Genomic DNA, 17,728 nt, shown 5'->3' on the forward strand with positions numbered 1-17,728 from the left:
CTATCTACAGACGGTTTAATTTATGGTCCAAAAAAGGGATTTTGAATGAACTGTTTCGCGCATTATCTCGTGATGCGGACATGGATTGGGTCTTCATTGATGGCAGTATTGTCAGGGCTCATCAACATAGTTGCGGTGCAAGAACTGCTGACAATGAATCAATTGGAAAGAGCCGAGGTGGAAATTCTACGAAAATTCATCTTGCAGTCGATAGCGGAGGGTTGCCTGTTTATTATGAATTATCCTGTGGAAATACGCATGATATCGTCCATGCAGAGTCACTCGTAGCTAATTGCCCAACAAGTAATATGGTTGTCGCAGATAAAGGCTACGACAGTGAAAAACTGAGAGCGTTTGTTCGTGATAATAACGCTACACCCGTTATTCCACGTAAGGGCAACAGTTTAGTAGGCAATGAAGATATTGACTGGTGCATGTACAAATATCGGCACTTGGTTGAGAATGCATTTGGCCGTATTAAGCAATATAGAGGGATAGCCACGCGGTATGAAAAGCTTGAACGAAATTATCATTCAATGCTCGCTTTAGCATTTACTATGATGTGGCTACCAATGTGGGCTGATTGATATATGTACTACAAAGATCAACAGCCCCTAGTTTTTAAATTAAATATTTTTTATCAAAATCTAATTTTTAATTTACTCAAACTAAGTGATTATTTCTTGTAACTCACTCCCAAAATTCCCTCAGCCAAACCATTGCTTACTTCAATTAAGCTTTCTAACTAACTGCAGTGTTCTGATTCTGTATTGATGCCAGTTAGGAAATCTTTAACATTAGTTTGTTTATATATCTACAATACGCGATTAATTACTCTATTATTTAGTGACAATATTACCATCACTTCTAGTGTTATCATTAAACCAAGCTTTTACGCATATTGAGGTAGCTAATTGAATATTCGACTTATACTGTCAGGCGTTGTGTCATTCGTTTTTTATTTTAGCTGGGCCTACTGGGCGAACAGTTCGGCAGATATTGCTAAATCGGTCACGCTTCAAGCTGCATTAGTACAAGGTTTGTATAGTGGATTTGTAACGCTGTTTTTTACTTTTATTTTAGAAAAGGTCGTCAACAAGTATAAGTTTAGTTATGTAACGCTTGCGTTCGTAACTCCAATTATTTGTATGTTTCATTCTAAAACACCACAAAACGTCGCAATACGACAAAGTTTTAATAATGCAATTAACTCTAGCGCCTCGTATTTAAGTAATAAAAAAATAGCAGGCGTACTTTTTGCGCCTATTATTCCGATTACTGTTCAATCGAGCTTAGTGATTATGGTGAATGTAGTTAATCAGACACCTAATCTGGCACTGACAGTAGCCCCAAGCATATTTTTTACAGCCTTGTATGCCTACACATATATGTTAGCTTTGCTTAAAAAGTAGAGGGTTAAATATAAAAGACTATATGGGATAGGTTTTGTTTATAATTTAATGCAGTGAATAGCACGGTAAATATCTTACATTTTATGTTTATGCCCACTTAAAAGATTACTATTTAAGCAGTTAGCTTGTTGATTGTTAAAATAAAGGTTTTTGGTAGTGACAAGCACCTAAAAAGTTTTTATACTGCAACCCGCTTTAGTCGCTCTGTGACTGAACGCTTCAAAAATTAACTGCCTAGCAGTTATATAAAGTTGGCCCCTTAGCTCAGTTGGTTAGAGCACACGACTCATAATCGTTAGGTCCCCAGTTCGAGTCTGGGAGGGGCCACCACTTTTCAAAGCTTTCCAAGTAAATATCTACTAACTTAATTTAAAAAATATCTCTACGGAACGGTAGCGGATCGGTTTTTAGGCTTTTGTTATAATTTAAAACAACTATTACACGCGCGTAATGCTCGCAAAACCTATATGAGCTTTTGGGCTATATAACTTTAGCGTATTGCATGTATTACTCGAAAACCATAATTCAGTTAGCCTCGAATAATGGTATAGCTTTAAAAATGTATAAAAAAAATGGCAAAAGGTAAGGTTTTATCAGGTTTTTTAGCGTTGCTTGTATCAAGTAACTCCCTAAAACCATAAGTTATACTAAGTTTTAGCTCGTATATGCTTGCCTTGTTCGGTTAATAGATTTTATATCAGCTTAGTTTTTAGCCTACTTGTACCATAGTCTTTTGTTTGACTGTCTTTATAGCCTTTACCACGCCCCTTTGCTAAATAGGATAACCAGTGTAAAGCATCTAATCTTGCCTCTGGTGAATTAACATAAATATAGCTTCTACGGTTTTTAGAATAGAACCCTCCCATTTCTTCCCATACTTGCTTAGCAAGCTTGCAAACATAGTGTGATGTTTTCACACGGTCACCATCAAGCCATAGTGCAAGGTGATAATGCTGTGCTTTAGACTTCTCTAATTCTCTTACCCAAGCAAACCCAATTTCAAGATCACCATATTGTGCATTAAGCCTTGTCGTTAAGCGCTTTCTGAATTGTGTCATTCGAGTGTTGTTTTCTGTTAGCTCTGATTGATGTAACTCAATCATAATAAATACTAGACGACCCCATTTATCTAGGCCTATATCAAATTGCTCAAATAACACCTTGAGTAAGTATGTATAACAGCCTGAGCCCTTAGCGTTAACTTTCACTAATTCACCACGATGTAAAACAGTATCAGATTTAGAAATATACTTTCTCCCCGTGGTGTTTTTTCGCTTATGTTTTTGCATAAACTAATACACACACTTAAAGGGATAATATAAACGACCGTCTGAAATTGCACTACCTAATAACAGTGCATATATTGCCACTGCTGGGCTTAAGGCAATAACCCACGGACAAAACCGCCAAGACAAAACCGCCAAGTGTGAATAAAGACAAAACCGCCAAACTTTTATAAAGCAAAAAATAAAATACAGGCAGTAAAAAAAATGAATATTAAGCATGAATAAGTTACTCTTAATTAGCTGGTGGCTAGGTCGCCAAACTTCCCCACCAGCTGTGGTTATTAGTCTTAGTTCGTATAGTGTTTAGCTATGCGTTCTAGGACTTCCCAAGTAACTTATTTAGCTTTTCTATTTCTTCTTGATTCATAGCCTTATACTTAAACGAGTAGCGCCTTACTCGGTCGTGTTCTATGCCATGAGGGTCAAAGACTTTTTCATCTACCCAGTTAAAAATAATACCTTTGTATTTTAATTCCTTTATTCGGGCAGCTAAATGGCAAACACCTATGGCGTCTGCTTCATAGCGGTTCACAGAGCCGTATTTAGTAATGTATTTAGCGATAATGATTTGCTGATTGTTGGCTGATAGGGCGTGTTTATACATGGTTAAACCCCCTTACCAGCTAATAAAGCCTGTACGGCATCAGCAGGCCATAGCAAGCGCCCAGAGGGTAGTTTGATGGGTTTAATGCCGTAGAAGCTGCCCGTTTTACATAGGCGTGTTCTTATAGTGCTGGGTTTGCCATGTAATGCTAAAGCAAACTGTTCAGTGGTTAAGTTATGGTTAATTGGATTGTGGATATTCATGCTAATACTCATATGTTGGTTTGTATTAGCGAATTATGATGATAACTATTTGGGGGGGATATTCCGTTTAATTTTTAATTAATTCCCCCCCGAATAATTTTATTTTAAAACTAGCGCCGCATTTTCCGCTTTCTGATAAACATCTAAACGACGATCATATATATCAACGATCGTTGCAGGGCTTAGTATTGGTTTAAAATTCATTTCTTTTAGGATTTCTTCGAGCACAAAAGCTGAATTAAACTTCTGTCGAGTAACACGGTTACTAGGTACACTTAAACCAGCATTAATAAGTAAAAATAGTGCGCACAATAAAAAGTAGTCTCGTATCACCTCAGGCTGGCGACCTCTCTTTTTTGCAGGTGGCTTTTCACTAGCTAGCATAAATACAAACTCGCTAAGCCTAGGGTCGCTAGGGTTTTTAGAGGTGTAAGCTTTTAATATATCCCATGCCGTGCGGTCTTTTTTTGCAGCAATAAGCAATTTAGCAAGTGTATTATCATTCATTAAATGAAAAACCTTACCGGTTTCCTCATTAGCTATTAGTTTTAGAGAAAGTGAGCCATAATTGACAAGCTCATTCATAGTGTCGACTTCACGCAAGTTGTTAATAGTTTCAGATCTCGATGCTAAATATTCTTTAGCTTTGAGTTTGGCTTTTTTTACATCGTCTATTGTTATATTGCTTTTCATAAAGCCCCCTTAATAAGCGTTAAACGCTGCTCACTGATGTTAGGCATAGCAACACCAGCCTGTTCTAATATCCAAGCTTCTAACGTTGTGTGCCACTTCCTTAATAAATCGAGCGGCCTTTGTTTGTAATGCTTTTCTGCTGTGGCACTGGGTTTGTGTCCCATAATTTGAGCAACTATGCCAGTAGGTAACTCTACCCATTCAGATAGGTTTGAAAAGCTGCGTCTTAAACCGTGCAGGGTTAAACCCTCAATACCAGCGGCTATTAGTGCGGGTTCAACGCTTTTTCTGGGGTCTGTTAATTTGCCTGATGCGCCTGAGGGGGTCGAGAAAACCCATTCATTTCTGCGGGGTAGGTTAATAAGCAAACTAGCTACATAAGGCGTTAAAGGAATTACCCTATAACCTGAGTCTGAACCGCTGCTGGTGGCCTTATCGCGTATGGTCATACTATTCCATTGTAAATCTAATTCAGTCCATTTAAGGCCCACCAGCTCATTTCTTCGCGCACCCGTTAAAAGTAGAGTTTGCACAAACGCTGAAATAACAGGATTTTGTATTTGTCTTACATATTTAAAAAAGGCGGGTAACTGTTCTTTTTGCAAGCTATCGGTTCGAGCGCTTAGTTTAACGACTGTTTTTTTTACGTCTTTTGTTTTTAGCTTTGCTACATCAATTAAGCCTGAATATTTATCTTGCTCACTACACCAGTTTAAACAGGCAAACAATAAGCGGTAGGTTTGAGCGGCAACACCTGCGCGAGTCTCATTTTCTTTTTGTAACCATCGTTCGATTTTTTTCGATGTTAAATCTTTTAGCTTTGTTTCGATGAGTGGATATAAACAGCCAGCTTTAGTTAAGCGGCCCTTACCTCTTGCCCATGGTTGGTTAGGTTCTTGAATTGCTTTTAGGTGGTCTTTGTAATGCTTTTCACCCCACCTTTTTTTATTGGCGTCGATATACTCCAGCCAAACTTGTTTTAAGGTCGTTGTTCCGCGCAATTGCTCTTGTTCTTCGGCAAGTTCTTTTGCTGCTTTTGCTTGTTTAACTTTGGCTGGAGTTATGTAGTCTTTCGCTTGAGTTTGAAACTCTCTTGCTTTGGCTCTGGCTTGGTCAATATCAAACGCATCAACTGGGCCAATTACCGCGCGCCTCGTTTTACCATTAATCCATGCTTGAAAAACATAGGTCTTTTTACCCGAGGCAAATGCACGTATTGCTAAGCCTTTACACTCGTCGTCCCATAAAAAAGACTCTTTTTTACCTTCCTCACATTTAAATGTTTTTACACGTCCTGCAGTAAAGTTAACTTTGTTAGTGGTATTATTTGCTTTAGCCACTTGAACCCCCTTATGGTTCTTGATGGTAGCCCTAAAGGTGTTGGCGCACTTTTAGGGCTTTTAAATATCTACGGATCGTTCACGGATCGGTTTTGGATAAATATACATCAATGTAAAGCAATGTTCCACACTTTGATTTTAAGCTTTAGGTCAGGAGATATAAGGGGTTTGAGGTGTGTAGCAATACGGGTAAATGCTTTTCTTCTTCGACTCATAATCGTTAGGTCCCCAGTTCGAGTCTGGGAGGGGCCACCACTTTTTACAAATTTCCCAAGTAAATATCTATCCAAATTATTTAAAGCTACATTAATTTAATATTGTGTAATTTTTATTCTTTAGTTACCCCTAAGAATAAACGTAATCTAAATAAAGTTAATCCATAGATTAAGCTAAGCTTTCTTAAATTTGGAATAGTGCGAATGCACTATTAAATTCCAGCGTTAGATCAGATGCTTTGCTTTATAAGTGACAGTGATCAGCATTTAATGTCAGAAGACAAAAAAGCCCCTATTGGGGCTTTTTACTTACTAGTGTTTACTTTTATTGCTCAAAGCTACAAGAGTTAACTAATTTTTACGGTATATCTCATGCTCAATATCGTAAATATTTACGCTTAGACTGTCTGATGCTCTGCAATATGTTTTTAAACATGAAAGTAGCAGTTCGCTTAACATTTGTTTTTGCTCAATTGAGCGTCCTGCCAAAATATGTACCGCGATATGTATAAACCCTGATTTTCCTGCGCCAAGTTGATATTGCTGATAAGCAATAGCACGTGTTTTTATGGTTTCTAATTCAAACAAGTTACTTTCGAAAGCGGTTGTATGAATTTTTTCTACCAGTACTTGAGGTAAAACGGGGAGGTCTTCTGAGTGTTCAATAATAATGTGCGGCATTTAGGCGTTTCCTATTATGAGTTACTGCATGAGCGAGAGGTAATTGTATCAAATACAAGAGGGGTCACTAAACCCTGAGCTATCTAAAATCTTTACTTTAAACTAATTTAGTCGTATTTATTTTTGATGTTAGTATAAAAACAAACAGGTGAACCTTCGCTTAGTAACTTATCTACTAAGTTACCTATATATTGATTAAGGATAAGTATGAAATTACCACAAAAATTTAAACGTTTAGCTTTACTTGCAGGTGCAATTGTTACGTTAAGTGCTTGCTCTGACGATGTTGCTTCGGTAAGCCTTGGGTTATTTACAACTAAAGATGTTGTGGTGAATTCGCAGCAAGATCCTATTGTTGAGGGCGTTACTTGTCATATTAGTCATATAGAGGCTAATTTAGATTTTTCAGATCCCTCTGATATGTCTATAGCGTGTCGTCAAACGGGGCCAATTACAGCGCAGCAGCTACAAAAAATAGACCGTAGCAAATCGGGCGAAGTGATCTTTAAATCATCTAAAAGTATATTATTTAAATCACTAAAAGTACGTCGTATTTACGATGCTGAAAATCGTACTTTATTGTACTTATCGTACTCAACTAAAGAGTCCAGTGGAAGCCACCACCATGCGCTATCAACAGTGCCGCTATACAATACTCAAGCGTGGGACTGGGCGCTTACACAAAAAGACTAAGTTAGCACCTACGTAAGCACCTAAACTAAAACCTAAAAGAGCACACTATGTTAGCTTTATTTAAATCAAAGCCATTATTAGAGCAGCAAGAACAGCAATGGCTTATTGATACATTTATTTGGGCTGTAGAAAACTTTGATGCTGAGTTTTTTACAAAGCACACTCAAATAATACTGCCAACGGCCACTTTTTTCCCTGATTCGGTATCGAGCATTGAAGAAATGGCGAGTAATGTTTTTAACCGCGTTACTAATTACGCGGGTATGAACGCATGGCCTATCCAACTAGTTGCACCGCAGCAATTACAACCGCAAGTTTTTCCACACTTTGAATTTAGCAATGAAATACGTGGCGAAGGCAGCCATCTAATTGTGCCGCCAAGCCATACNGGTACTCTGGCCACCATACTTATTCATCACGTTGGGGTGCTACCGCCAGGTGGTAGGGAGTATTTACCACAAGCTGCTGATGCACTTGCTTGTTTTTTAGGGTTTGGTGTGATGATGAGTAATACGGTGTATCAGTTTAAAGGCGGGTGTGGCTCTTGCTATAACCCATACGCTAACCGTGAAGCTAAGTTAAGTGAAACGCATACGGTATTTATGCATGCCCTAATTAGTTACTTTAAAAACGATAAAGTGTCTAAAAAGCATTTAAAGCCGCATTTACGTGGCCAGTTTAAAAAAGCACAAAAAGAAATTAAAGCATTGGTAAATAACTCGGCCAACCCGCTGTTATTAGCTTATTCGCCAAACTAGCAAGGATCTGCGTGGAATACTTAGATGAATTTTTACTGATTGTTATTGCTCATTTTTTTGCAGTAGCAAGCCCAGGGCCTGACTTTGCCGTAGTACTTAAGCAAAGTGTGCAACAAGGAAGGCGCAATGCATTGTGGACAAGCGCAGGTGTTGGCGCTGCTATTTTACTGCACGTTGCCTATTGCGTTTTAGGTGTTGCGCTTATTTTAACGCAATCGCCTAGTTTATTTATGGCGCTCAAGTACCTTGCTGGTGCATATTTAGCTTACTTAGGCGTACAAGCTCTTAGAGCTGCAAAACCGCCTGAAAGTAATGAAGGCGAGGCTGTAAAAGATGTTGAAAACAAAACCGTTCAAGAGGAACCCGTTTGGGTGGCTTTTAGGCGCGGCTTTTTCACCAATGCATTAAACCCAAAAGCCACGTTATTTTTTATGTCGTTATTTACACTCGTGATTAGCCCAACAACACCTACTAGCATACAAGTCGGCTACGGCGTATACATGGCATTGGCTACTTGGGCGTGGTTTTCAATGCTTTCAATGATGCTTTCTCGAGATAATGTAAGGGGCTTTTTCCAACAACGCGGTTATTGGTTTGACCGTGGAATTGGCATTATTTTAATTGCACTTGCAGTACGTGTTGTTATTTAACTTATTCAAAAAGCGCAGGAGATAAAAATGCCGCTATATAATTTTTCGTTTGGTTCTAATATGTCATCTAACCGTTTGTTAGCGCGCTTGCCCAATGTAAAGCGTGTAGGAACTGCGATACTTAAAGGCTACGAGCTTACTTTTGATATGCTATTTAAAGATGGCTCAGGTAAATGCAGTATTTGTCCAAGCGATAAAGAAGATGCATTGGTTTACGGCGTTATTTATGAGCTCAATGAAGAAGAAAAAGCTATTTTAGATGGTATTGAGGGCGTAGGTTACGATTGTGTAGATATAGCCCCAACGCTTTTAACGGGTGAGACTGTAGCCGCACATTGTTATATAGCTAATACCCATGACAGCAATGTACTCCCATATGATTGGTACATAAAACACGTTCATCGCGGTTCACTTGAAGCGGGCGTACCAAAAGAATACAGTGATGCCATATTAAATCGCGCACAAAAAAGCGACACCAATCAAGAGCGCGCAGCAATTGAATTTGCAGTTCATCAAAAATAATAAAATAGGATTGATATGAAATTAACCAAACTTGCCGCAATTGCACTATTAGCAGGCACTACGTTTAGCAGCTGGGCACAAGTTGATACCAACAAAATTGACGACGTAATTAAAGCGTCAATGGCACGTTTTGACGTACCCGGTATGGCAGTTGCCATTGTTGAAAACGATAAAGTAATATTTGCTAAAGGCTTTGGTGTAACTAATCTCGATACCAACAAAAAAGTAAACAAAGACACTTTATTTGGTATTGCTTCAAACACAAAAGCATTCACTACTGCGGCACTGGCAAAGTTGGTTGATGAAGGTAAATTAAGCTGGGATGATCGCGTAATTGATCATTTACCAGAGTTTAGATTGTACGATTCGTACGTAACACGCGAAATGCGTATTCGTGACTTATTAAGCCATCGCAGTGGGCTTGGGCTTGGGCAAGGCGATTTAATGATTTGGCCAAGTACCGATAAATCAGTTGATGAAATTTTAGCGGGATTACAGTATTTAAAACCAGCGAGCAGTTTTCGTAGTAAGTACGCTTATAACAACTTGATGTTTGTTACCGCTGGTGAAGTGGTTGCACGTGTGTCGGGTATGAGCTGGAACGATTACATCGAAAAAAATATATTACAGCCGCTGCACATGGATAACTCACGCGCGGGCTTTTCACGTATTCCTAAAAGTAATAAAAACTGGGCGACAGGTCATATCCCTATGGATGGCACGCTTCATCCATTTTTTGTGAACTACCTTGAGGACTTTAGAGGCGCAGGCGCCATTGCTTCAAGTGTAAGCGATATGAGTCAATGGCTACGTACGCAATTAGCAGGCGGTAAAATGCCAAGTGGCGAGCAGCTATTTAGTGAAAAGCAACAAGCGCAAATGTGGCACCCACATATTACATCTATGGCGTCTAAAAGTGCGTTTGAATCGTATCATCAGCAGTTTAGGGGTTATGGGTTAGGCTGGAGCATTGAAGACTACCATGGCTTTAAAAAGCTAGGTCATGGCGGTGGTATTTTAGGAATGGTATCGCAAGTTACTTTATTGCCTGAGAAAAAACTTGGTATTGTTATTTTATCTAATCAACAAGCTTTTGGTGCGCTTTCGGCGGTAACCCATGAAGTACTTGAAGATGCACTTGAGCTTGAAGATAAAGACTGGGTAGAGGATTTAGCTAAAAGCCATTTTGAAGGCAAACAACAAGCGTATGTTAATGCAAAACCAGAAGCCCCCGCTGACTACCAACCACAATTACCAAACATTAATTACACCGGTACATTACACGATGATTGGTATGGCGATGTAATTATTGAGCAGTTAGATGGTAAATTACGCATTGATTTTACCCACACTAAACGCTTGAAAGGCACTCTTGAGCATTACACTGGTAATACATTTATTGTTAAGTGGGATGAAAAATTACTAGAAGCAGATGCGTTTATTCGTTTTGAAATGAGCTCACAAAATCGTGTAAACAGTGCCAAAATGCGTGCGGTATCAACACAAGTAACCGACTTTAGCTTTGACTTTAGAAACCTACATTTAAAAGCAAAATAGCTAATATTGATATTTAAAGTATTGATATAAACCAAAGTCGCAAAGCCACCCATCGGTGGCTTTGCTATATTAAGCTTTTACACCTTGTAAGGGACTTTTTATGCGTACCGCTGTTATTTCTCATCCTCATTGCCGTAAGCATAAAATGATAGACGACCACCCCGAGTGCCCAGAACGTCTAGATGCCATAACAGACCGATTACTTGCCAGCGGCGTAGATGTTGGCTTAACACACCTACAAGCACCCAAGGCCGAGCGTGAGCATTATTTACTTGCTCACGATGAAGCTTTACTTAAACACGTAGAAAATACGCTACCAACAGAAGGGCTCGCTAATTTAGATGGCGATACGTGGCTGTGCCCCGATTCGTTTAAAGCGATTGAGCGGGCAGTAGGTGCAGGATTGTTAGCGGTTGATGAAATACTTGCCGATAAACTCGATGCTGCTTTTTGCTCAGTACGCCCGCCAGGGCATCACGCTAATAAAAACTCATCATCTGGGTTTTGTGTGTTTAATAACTTAGCTATTGCTGTTAAGTACGCACAAAGCAAAGGGGTTAAGCGCATTGCTATTGCGGATTTTGATGTACACCACGGTAATGGCACGCAAGATATTTTTATTGATGACGAAAATGTACTGCTTTGTTCGTTATTTCAGTATCCGTTTTATCCAAATACAGCGGTTAAAAATAATAGCCATATAGTTAATTCACCTCTGCCAATTGCCAGTAATGGCGACGATTTAAAAGAGGTGTTTGCTCAGCAATGGCTACCAAAATTAAAAGCGTTTAAACCTGAATTACTTTTTATAAGCGCAGGGTTCGATGCTCACCTAGAAGATGATATGGCAAGCTTAAAATTTGTTGAAGATGACTATACTTGGCTTACCGAGCAACTATGTGGCGTTGCTAAAGAGGACGGTTGTAAAGGGGTTATTTCGTATTTAGAAGGTGGCTATGCGCTATCAGCTTTAGGTCGCAGTGCTGTAGCGCATATAAAAGTGCTTACTGAGGTTTAAATAAAGAGAGTGTTTATAGCCCTAGTAAATCAAACGCCTGCGCAGTACTTAGGGTTTTGATTTTACCAAGGCAGCATTGTCCTTCATTTAATAAGTAAGCTGTAACAAGCTGTGCTAGTTGCTCGCCATTCAATTTAGGGCAAACAGTGCCTTGTAAATTAAGGTAGTCACCTTGCTTGTTAAGTACTCGCACATCGCTTAGCTCACTTTGCGTAACGCTGTGCAAGCACTCTTGTTGCTCTTGTTGGTTATGGGCTATCTCAAGCTCATGATAAATAACCAATAATTGTGGGTAGCTGTTTAACATGGCCCGTTAGCCTACGGTTACTTCATAAGACGTAAATTTACGTATATTAATAACGCCTTTTTCAAAGATTAAGTACTGACCTTTAATACCTTGTAAAACACCACTTACAACAGGGTCTTTATCAAAGTTAAATGAGCTGATTTTTGTTGGGTATTCGGTTACTGGAAAGTTTAAATCAACCACATCTTCATCAAGTTGCTCTATTGCTGTTGCGCCAAATAATTCACTGAGCTCGTTTAGCTTTTCACTAATTTGTGGGATCAGCTCGGCTGCCGCTGCTTTTAAGTCAATTGCGTCGTTTTGACCTTTTAGCATATTGCGCCAATTAGTTTTGTCGGCAATAAATTCAGCCAATGCAACTTCTACTAAACCAGATTGCAGGCGAGTTTGCACTTTAAAAATAGGTAATGCCTGAGTGGCGCCTTGATCAACCCAGCGAGTCGGTATTTGTGTGTGGCGGGTAATACCTACCTTTAAACCTGAGGTGTTAGCGAGATACACATAGTGTGGGATCATGCAGTTTACTTCGCCCCACTGCGGCTCTCGGCAAGTGCCTTGATCGTAGTGGCAGGTTTCTGGTTTCATTATGCACATATCGCAACTAGCAAGCTTGCGCATACATACAAAACAGTGACCTTGAGAATAGCTTTTTTTGGTTTTTTTACCGCAGTTAGAACATAAAATAGTGCCACTAAAGGTAAGCGTAAGCTCCTTACCTATAAATGCATTTAAGTCTACTAAGTGTTCACCTACAGGTAAGTGATATTGTACTGGTTCGGTTAAGCTCGATTTTAGTTTACGCAGTGTGCCTTGCATCTTTACTTGGCCCCTAAAGATGTTAAAAAGAGGAGTCTAACATTTTTAAGCTATATTGGCTTTTTAAGAAGTGTAAATAGTCGGTGTAAGGCAGTGCTTTTGCGTATAAATAACCTTGGGCGGAATCAGCGTTCATATCTTTGAGCAAGTGATGGATTTCTTGGGTTTCTACCCCCTCAATTGTTATTGATAAATTGAGGTTATGCGCCATATCAATGGCTGTTTGTACAATAACTTGGTGAGTTGGGTTGTTAGGCAAATCAAAAACAAATGATTTATCTATTTTAAGCTCACTAAAGTGATAATTAACTAAGTAGCTAAGTGACGCGTAGCCTGTCCCAAAGTCATCCAGTACCACTTTAATACCTAATGCGGTTAACTCATCAACTAACTTTATAAGTGCATCTTGACTATCTACGAAGGCCGATTCGGTTAGTTCAAATTTAAGTAAGTGTGCCGGCACTTGGTATTTAATTAAAATATTTTCTACTTTTTCGGCTAAATTATTTATGGTTAAGTTTTTAGCACTTAAATTTACGCTAATTGTGTGCTCGTTATAGCCATTTTTAGTAAGCTCAACTATGTCTTTACAAGCTTGCTCTATTACCCACAGTGTTAGCTCGTTAATAATACCTGTGTGTTCAGCAAGTATTATTAGCTCTTCAATTGATAAGTTGCTGTAAGTTGGGTCGGGCCAACGTAATAAAGCTTCAGCACCACTTACGTGGTTACTTAATAAGTTTATTTGAGGTTGGTAATAAAGCGCCAGTTGATTTGTTTTGATTGCTTGTTGCAGCTTAGCGGCTAGAGCAACGTCCATCATCAGATTATTACCGTTTGACGATGACCCAACTTGATTAACGCTACCTTTTGCTTTTTTAAGCGCTAAATAACCACGCTTTAACCAATATTCAAAGTCGTTACTTTTACCTGCACTACTAATACCTATACTGTAACTAAGCTGCAGGTTTAGCCCTTTAATTTCATATTGTTTTGGTAGGCTACTAATTATTTTAGTCAGTAGTGCTTCTAGCATTTCTTGGTTTTGTGTTTTTGTAGAAATACAGGCAAATACACCACTGCTTAAATCGGCTAAGCGAGGACTGGTGTTTAAATCTGTTTCGAGGTTTGTAAATTCACGTTCATGGCTGAGTTCTAATTCAAGCTCTTTGGCTATATGCTTTATAAGTGTGTAGCCCTGAGAAGAGGTAATAATCGTATTGAGTGAATTAAAGTGACGTATTTTTATTAAACACAACGTTGTTGAGCGATTTTGGCTCTGTAGTGCCATAAATGCTTGTTTTAGCTTGGAGCTATTAAGTAATCGTGTTTGTTGTGTATGCGTGGCATGGTAAAGCGCACGTTCTCGCTGATACCTTACCCTGTCTGCTAATGCCATCGCCATTAAAATAACTTCGCACAAAATAGCGACTAAAAAGGCATGGCGGGTTGCAAAGGTATACGGTAAAACACCAGTGAGTTCCATAGGTTGAATTGCCGCACCAAAAATTAGCGGTATCCATGATAAAACATAAAACTTAGCCCACCTAAAACCACTGCGTAACTTGTTATATATTAAAATAATACAAGTAATATAAAGCAGTACCATTACACCAAAAAATATAGGAGCCGCTATATTTTCAGGAATAAACAAGCTACATACAGCAAGAGTAAACATAAGCCAAAGTAGAGCTATACTCATTTTGTAACGCCAACATTTATCTTTATGATAGCGCAAAAACATGGTGCAAAAAGCAAGGGTGAAAAAGGCGACCCCATAATTACTAAACACAATTTGTTCGTGAATAAAGAGCTGCCATTGCTTAGGCCATAAATAAAAACCAAAGCCCAGTACTGCACCCATTAGTGTAATAGCGCTGACGATGTAGCCAATATAAATTAAATAAACACGGTCTTTTATACCAAAATAAAGCACCAAGTTGTAAAGCGCAGCCATCAATAGCACGCCTACAAAAATACCCCAGATCCCAGTTTGAGAGCGCACTAAGTCAATAAACTCTTTATCACGATACAAGTTTACAGGTGTTTTACTTATGCCTATTGTGTCTATTTTTATTACTAGGCGTTGTGATGATTTTCTTTCTAATAAAAAGCGAATATGCGGTACGCTGTATTCAAACAAAGAGAGGGCTTCTTCTTTATCGCCGAGTTTGTATGTTTCAATTAGTTTGTTATTTTTATCGAGGCGATAAACCGTAAGGTGATCGACCATAGGGTTGTCAAAATGTGCTACAACATTTTGCTTGTTAAGACTTTTATTTTCTAAATCAAGAAACAACCAATAATTTTGTTGGCTAAAGCTCCATGGAACATCTGAAAATGGTTGATGAGTAAGTAATTCAGGTTGGTGCATATTCCGGAGCATCGTGAACAGTGATTCCGGCCCATCGTGAACACCCGTTCTGGTTTTAGCGTGAACGCTCATTCCGGTTTTATCGTGAACACTTTTGACTGATTTTCCGGAATCGGTGTTCACACCAAACCAGTACAATTTCAACGCATTGATTATTAATTACTTTGTTAAGCTATTTCCTTTTTGTATTACTGAGGAAGGGATATGGCGACTAAGAGGATCACAATGCGTAAAATTCGAGAAGTGTTGAGGCTACATTTTGCTGCCCAACTCAGTGTCAGAAAAATAAGTGCCAGCACTAAGATCAGTGTCGGTGGTATTCAAAAACTACTCACTAAAGCCAGAGCTTTATCGTTAAGTTGGCCACTGCCCGACGAGCTTGATGATTCTGTGCTTGCTAGTCAGTTCTATCCTCGCGCCGACACTCGGCCATCCCAGCGATTTGAAGTGCCAGATTGGCCAGCCATTCGAAAAGAATTAACGGGCAAAGGCGTCACCAAGAACTTACTCTGGGAAGAATATACTCAGCAATATCCGAATCGTTGTTACAGCTATTCTCAGTTCTGCGATCGCTACATGACCTGGCTTAAAAAGCAAAAACGTTCGATGCGACAAGTGCATAAAGCAGGAGAAAAACTCTTTGTCGATTATGCGGGTCAAACGATGCCCATTGTTTGTAATGCGACGGGTGAAGTGAAGTTCGCCCAGATATTCGTGGCGGTGATGGGCGCATCAAATTATACATTTTGTGAAGCAACCTGGAGCCAAAGTCTACCCGACTGGATCGGCAGTCACGTGCGAGCATTTGAATTTATCGGCGGTATACCTGACATGGTTATCCCCGATAATTTACGCAGTGGTGTCAGTAAAGCGTGTCGCTACGACCCTGATGTTAACCCGAGTTATCAGCAATTGGCCGCGCATTATGGCACCGTGATTGTGCCTGCTCGTCCCAGAAAACCACAAGATAAAGCCAAGGCCGAAGTGGGCGTGCAAATCATTGAACGCTGGATACTCGCCAAGTTACGACACCAAACCTTTTTCTCATTAGCTGAGCTAAACCATTGCATCAAAGCCTTACTGCTTGAGGTCAATAATAAGCCCTTTAAGCAACTGAGTGGGACACGACAATCATGGTTCGAGTCAATCGACAAACCCGCCCTCGCGCCCATGCCCAAACTAGCTTATCAATTCACGGATATTAAACACGTCAAAGTGAATATTGATTATCACGTTCAGTATGATAACCATCTTTACTCGGTACCCCATCACTTGGTGGGTGAAAAGCTTGAACTTCATGCCAAAGACAACTTGATTGAGGCTTATTTCAAGCATAAACGCATCACCAGTCACCCGAGAAAATATCATCCGGGCATGACCACCACATCCGAGCACATGCCTGTAAAGCATGAGAAGCATCATAAATGGTCACCAGGGCGTTTAATGAATTGGGCGAAAGATATTGGAGATGACGTTTTGCTCTGGGTGAAAGCACAATTGGCACAGAAACAACATGAAGAACAAGCGTATCGTGTGTGCTTAGGCTTACTCAACCTATCAAGAAGCTATCCCGCCGATCGGCTCAATAACGCCTGTGCGATAGCCAATCAATACAGTTTATATCGGTTAAAACATATCAAAGACATACTCAGTAGCAACCAAGATAAATTGCCGCGAACGCAAGAAGAGCCGTCGACGTTATTGCCACAATCCCATGAAAATATCCGTGGTCCTAAAAGCTTCCATTAAGGTAAGGAAATTCTATGTTAGAACAAACGATAACTCAGCTTCGTCAACTCAAACTCAGTGGTATGGCCAACGCCTTAGTGAGCCAAATAGAACAACCAAGTACTTATGAAGGGTTGTCCTTCGATGAGCGACTACAACTGCTAGCAGACAGTGAAGCCCAAGACCGAGAGAGCCGAAAACAACAACGCTTACTTAAAGCGGCAAAACTTAAATTAGCCGCTAACGCCAGAGACATAGATTATCATCACCCGCGAGGTCTCAATCAATCGATGATGGCATCGCTACTGCAATGTGATTGGCTGAATAAATCACAAAACTTACTCATCACAGGCCCTTGCGGTAGCGGTAAAACCTATATCACTTGTGCGCTTGCGCATACAGGATGCATGAAAGGCTACAGCGTTAAATATTACCGACTCTCAAGGTTGATGCTTGCGCTGACACAAGCCAAAGCAGATGGCACTTACAGTCGAATGTTACAGTCACTCGCTAAGATCGACTTACTCGTTTTAGATGATTGGGGGCTTGAGCCACTTAAAGCGGCACAACGAAATGACTTAATGGAGATCATGGATGATAGGCACGGCAGTTCATCAACCGCCATCATCAGTCAATTACCCACCGAAGAATGGCATCAATCCATCGGCGATAATACCTTAGCCGATGCCATTTTAGATCGACTAATGCACAATGCTCATCGGATAAAATTAAAGGGGGAGTCTATGAGAAAAATTCAATCTAAAATTGACCATCGTGAACACTTAGGTTAAAAATGTCATGAACCCAATGCGTGGAATTTAAGTGTTCACGATAAAACCGGAATCGGTGTTCACCATCACCGGAATACGCA

At 39.7% G+C, this 17,728-nt stretch carries 19 protein-coding genes and 2 tRNA genes; 12 read left to right on the plus strand and 9 right to left on the minus strand.

From position 1 onward, the window contains the following. The 3 genes from L655_RS0115155 to L655_RS0115165 form a co-directional block, all read left to right on the plus strand. The coding region (locus L655_RS0115155; RefSeq protein WP_024603875.1) for an IS5 family transposase at nucleotides 1-587 on the plus strand (587 nt) is incomplete at its 5' end. 327 nt (nucleotides 588-914) lie between these two features. After that, a complete protein-coding gene (locus L655_RS0115160) occupies nucleotides 915-1,412 on the plus strand; it encodes a hypothetical protein (protein WP_024605473.1) in 498 nt (165 codons plus the stop codon). Nucleotides 1,413-1,665: 253 nt separating this feature from the next. Next, a tRNA-Ile gene (locus tag L655_RS0115165) sits at nucleotides 1,666-1,742 on the plus strand. Between the two features lie 362 nt (nucleotides 1,743-2,104). On the opposite strand, the gene L655_RS0115170 is transcribed toward L655_RS0115165, so the two are convergent. The 5 genes from L655_RS0115170 to L655_RS0115190 form a co-directional block, all read right to left on the minus strand. After that, nucleotides 2,105-2,701, minus strand: coding sequence for an inovirus-type Gp2 protein (locus L655_RS0115170; protein ID WP_024605474.1), 597 nt, complete (start codon nucleotides 2,699-2,701; stop codon nucleotides 2,105-2,107). Between the two features lie 313 nt (nucleotides 2,702-3,014). Then, the gene (locus L655_RS0115175; RefSeq protein WP_024605475.1) at nucleotides 3,015-3,302 is read right to left on the minus strand and encodes a helix-turn-helix domain-containing protein; all 288 of its coding nucleotides are present in this window, start codon (nucleotides 3,300-3,302) and stop codon (nucleotides 3,015-3,017) included. Between the two features lie 2 nt (nucleotides 3,303-3,304). After that, nucleotides 3,305-3,505, minus strand: a complete 201-nt coding sequence (locus L655_RS0115180) for a hypothetical protein (RefSeq protein ID WP_024605476.1) — start codon at nucleotides 3,503-3,505, stop codon at nucleotides 3,305-3,307. A 99-nt stretch (nucleotides 3,506-3,604) separates the two neighbouring features. After that, entirely contained in the window at nucleotides 3,605-4,198 is a 594-nt protein-coding gene (locus L655_RS0115185; protein WP_024605477.1) for a hypothetical protein, read from the minus strand. Beyond that, entirely contained in the window at nucleotides 4,195-5,538 is a 1,344-nt protein-coding gene (locus L655_RS0115190; protein ID WP_024605478.1) for an integrase family protein, read from the minus strand. Before L655_RS0115190 ends, L655_RS0115185 begins: the two co-directional genes overlap by 4 nt. Before the next feature lie 179 nt (nucleotides 5,539-5,717). Here L655_RS0115190 and L655_RS1000000127445 point away from each other — a divergent pair. Continuing rightward, nucleotides 5,718-5,793: transfer RNA gene (locus L655_RS1000000127445), tRNA-Met, on the plus strand. A 311-nt stretch (nucleotides 5,794-6,104) separates the two neighbouring features. On the opposite strand, the gene L655_RS0115200 is transcribed toward L655_RS1000000127445, so the two are convergent. Further along, nucleotides 6,105-6,434 (minus strand): 5-carboxymethyl-2-hydroxymuconate Delta-isomerase, encoded by a 330-nt coding sequence (locus tag L655_RS0115200; protein WP_002957818.1) that lies wholly within the window; start codon nucleotides 6,432-6,434, stop codon nucleotides 6,105-6,107. A gap of 207 nt (nucleotides 6,435-6,641) precedes the next feature. Between L655_RS0115200 and L655_RS0115205 the strand changes: the two genes are divergently transcribed. From L655_RS0115205 to L655_RS0115230, 6 genes are all read left to right on the plus strand, one after another. Then, complete coding sequence (locus L655_RS0115205; protein WP_002957817.1) at nucleotides 6,642-7,127, plus strand: CreA family protein; 486 nt, start codon at nucleotides 6,642-6,644, stop codon at nucleotides 7,125-7,127. Nucleotides 7,128-7,174: 47 nt separating this feature from the next. Beyond that, the gene (locus L655_RS0115210) at nucleotides 7,175-7,885 is read left to right on the plus strand and encodes a hypothetical protein (protein ID WP_024605479.1); all 711 of its coding nucleotides are present in this window, start codon (nucleotides 7,175-7,177) and stop codon (nucleotides 7,883-7,885) included. Between the two features lie 11 nt (nucleotides 7,886-7,896). Continuing rightward, nucleotides 7,897-8,535, plus strand: coding sequence for a LysE family translocator (locus L655_RS0115215; protein ID WP_024605480.1), 639 nt, complete (start codon nucleotides 7,897-7,899; stop codon nucleotides 8,533-8,535). A gap of 27 nt (nucleotides 8,536-8,562) precedes the next feature. Further along, nucleotides 8,563-9,057, plus strand: a complete 495-nt coding sequence (locus tag L655_RS0115220) for a gamma-glutamylcyclotransferase family protein (protein ID WP_024605481.1) — start codon at nucleotides 8,563-8,565, stop codon at nucleotides 9,055-9,057. 15 nt (nucleotides 9,058-9,072) lie between these two features. Beyond that, a complete protein-coding gene (locus tag L655_RS0115225) occupies nucleotides 9,073-10,614 on the plus strand; it encodes a serine hydrolase (RefSeq protein ID WP_024605482.1) in 1,542 nt (513 codons plus the stop codon). Between the two features lie 100 nt (nucleotides 10,615-10,714). Next, entirely contained in the window at nucleotides 10,715-11,632 is a 918-nt protein-coding gene (locus L655_RS0115230) for a histone deacetylase family protein (protein ID WP_024605483.1), read from the plus strand. A gap of 13 nt (nucleotides 11,633-11,645) precedes the next feature. Here the strand turns inward: L655_RS0115230 and L655_RS0115235 are convergent, their stop codons facing one another. The 3 genes from L655_RS0115235 to L655_RS0115245 are packed head-to-tail and all read right to left on the minus strand — an operon-like array spanning nucleotide 11,646 to nucleotide 15,141. Then, entirely contained in the window at nucleotides 11,646-11,939 is a 294-nt protein-coding gene (locus L655_RS0115235; protein ID WP_024605484.1) for a hypothetical protein, read from the minus strand. Nucleotides 11,940-11,945: 6 nt separating this feature from the next. Next, nucleotides 11,946-12,755 (minus strand): DUF2797 domain-containing protein, encoded by an 810-nt coding sequence (locus L655_RS0115240; RefSeq protein ID WP_024605485.1) that lies wholly within the window; start codon nucleotides 12,753-12,755, stop codon nucleotides 11,946-11,948. A gap of 22 nt (nucleotides 12,756-12,777) precedes the next feature. After that, a complete protein-coding gene (locus L655_RS0115245; RefSeq protein WP_050582213.1) occupies nucleotides 12,778-15,141 on the minus strand; it encodes an EAL domain-containing protein in 2,364 nt (787 codons plus the stop codon). 192 nt (nucleotides 15,142-15,333) lie between these two features. Here L655_RS0115245 and istA point away from each other — a divergent pair, with 192 nt between their 5' ends. Together istA and istB are read left to right on the plus strand one after the other, a co-directional pair. Then, nucleotides 15,334-16,878 carry an IS21 family transposase gene (istA, locus tag L655_RS0115250; protein ID WP_024600838.1) on the plus strand — a complete coding sequence of 515 codons (1,545 nt, stop codon included), beginning with the start codon at nucleotides 15,334-15,336 and terminating at the stop codon, nucleotides 16,876-16,878. A 14-nt stretch (nucleotides 16,879-16,892) separates the two neighbouring features. Further along, a complete protein-coding gene (gene istB, locus L655_RS0115255; protein ID WP_024603886.1) occupies nucleotides 16,893-17,648 on the plus strand; it encodes an IS21-like element helper ATPase IstB in 756 nt (251 codons plus the stop codon). The last annotated feature ends 80 nt before the right edge of the window (nucleotides 17,649-17,728 follow it).

The sequence above is a fragment of the Pseudoalteromonas sp. TAE79 genome, from assembly GCF_000498015.1.
Taxonomy (GTDB): domain Bacteria; phylum Pseudomonadota; class Gammaproteobacteria; order Enterobacterales; family Alteromonadaceae; genus Pseudoalteromonas.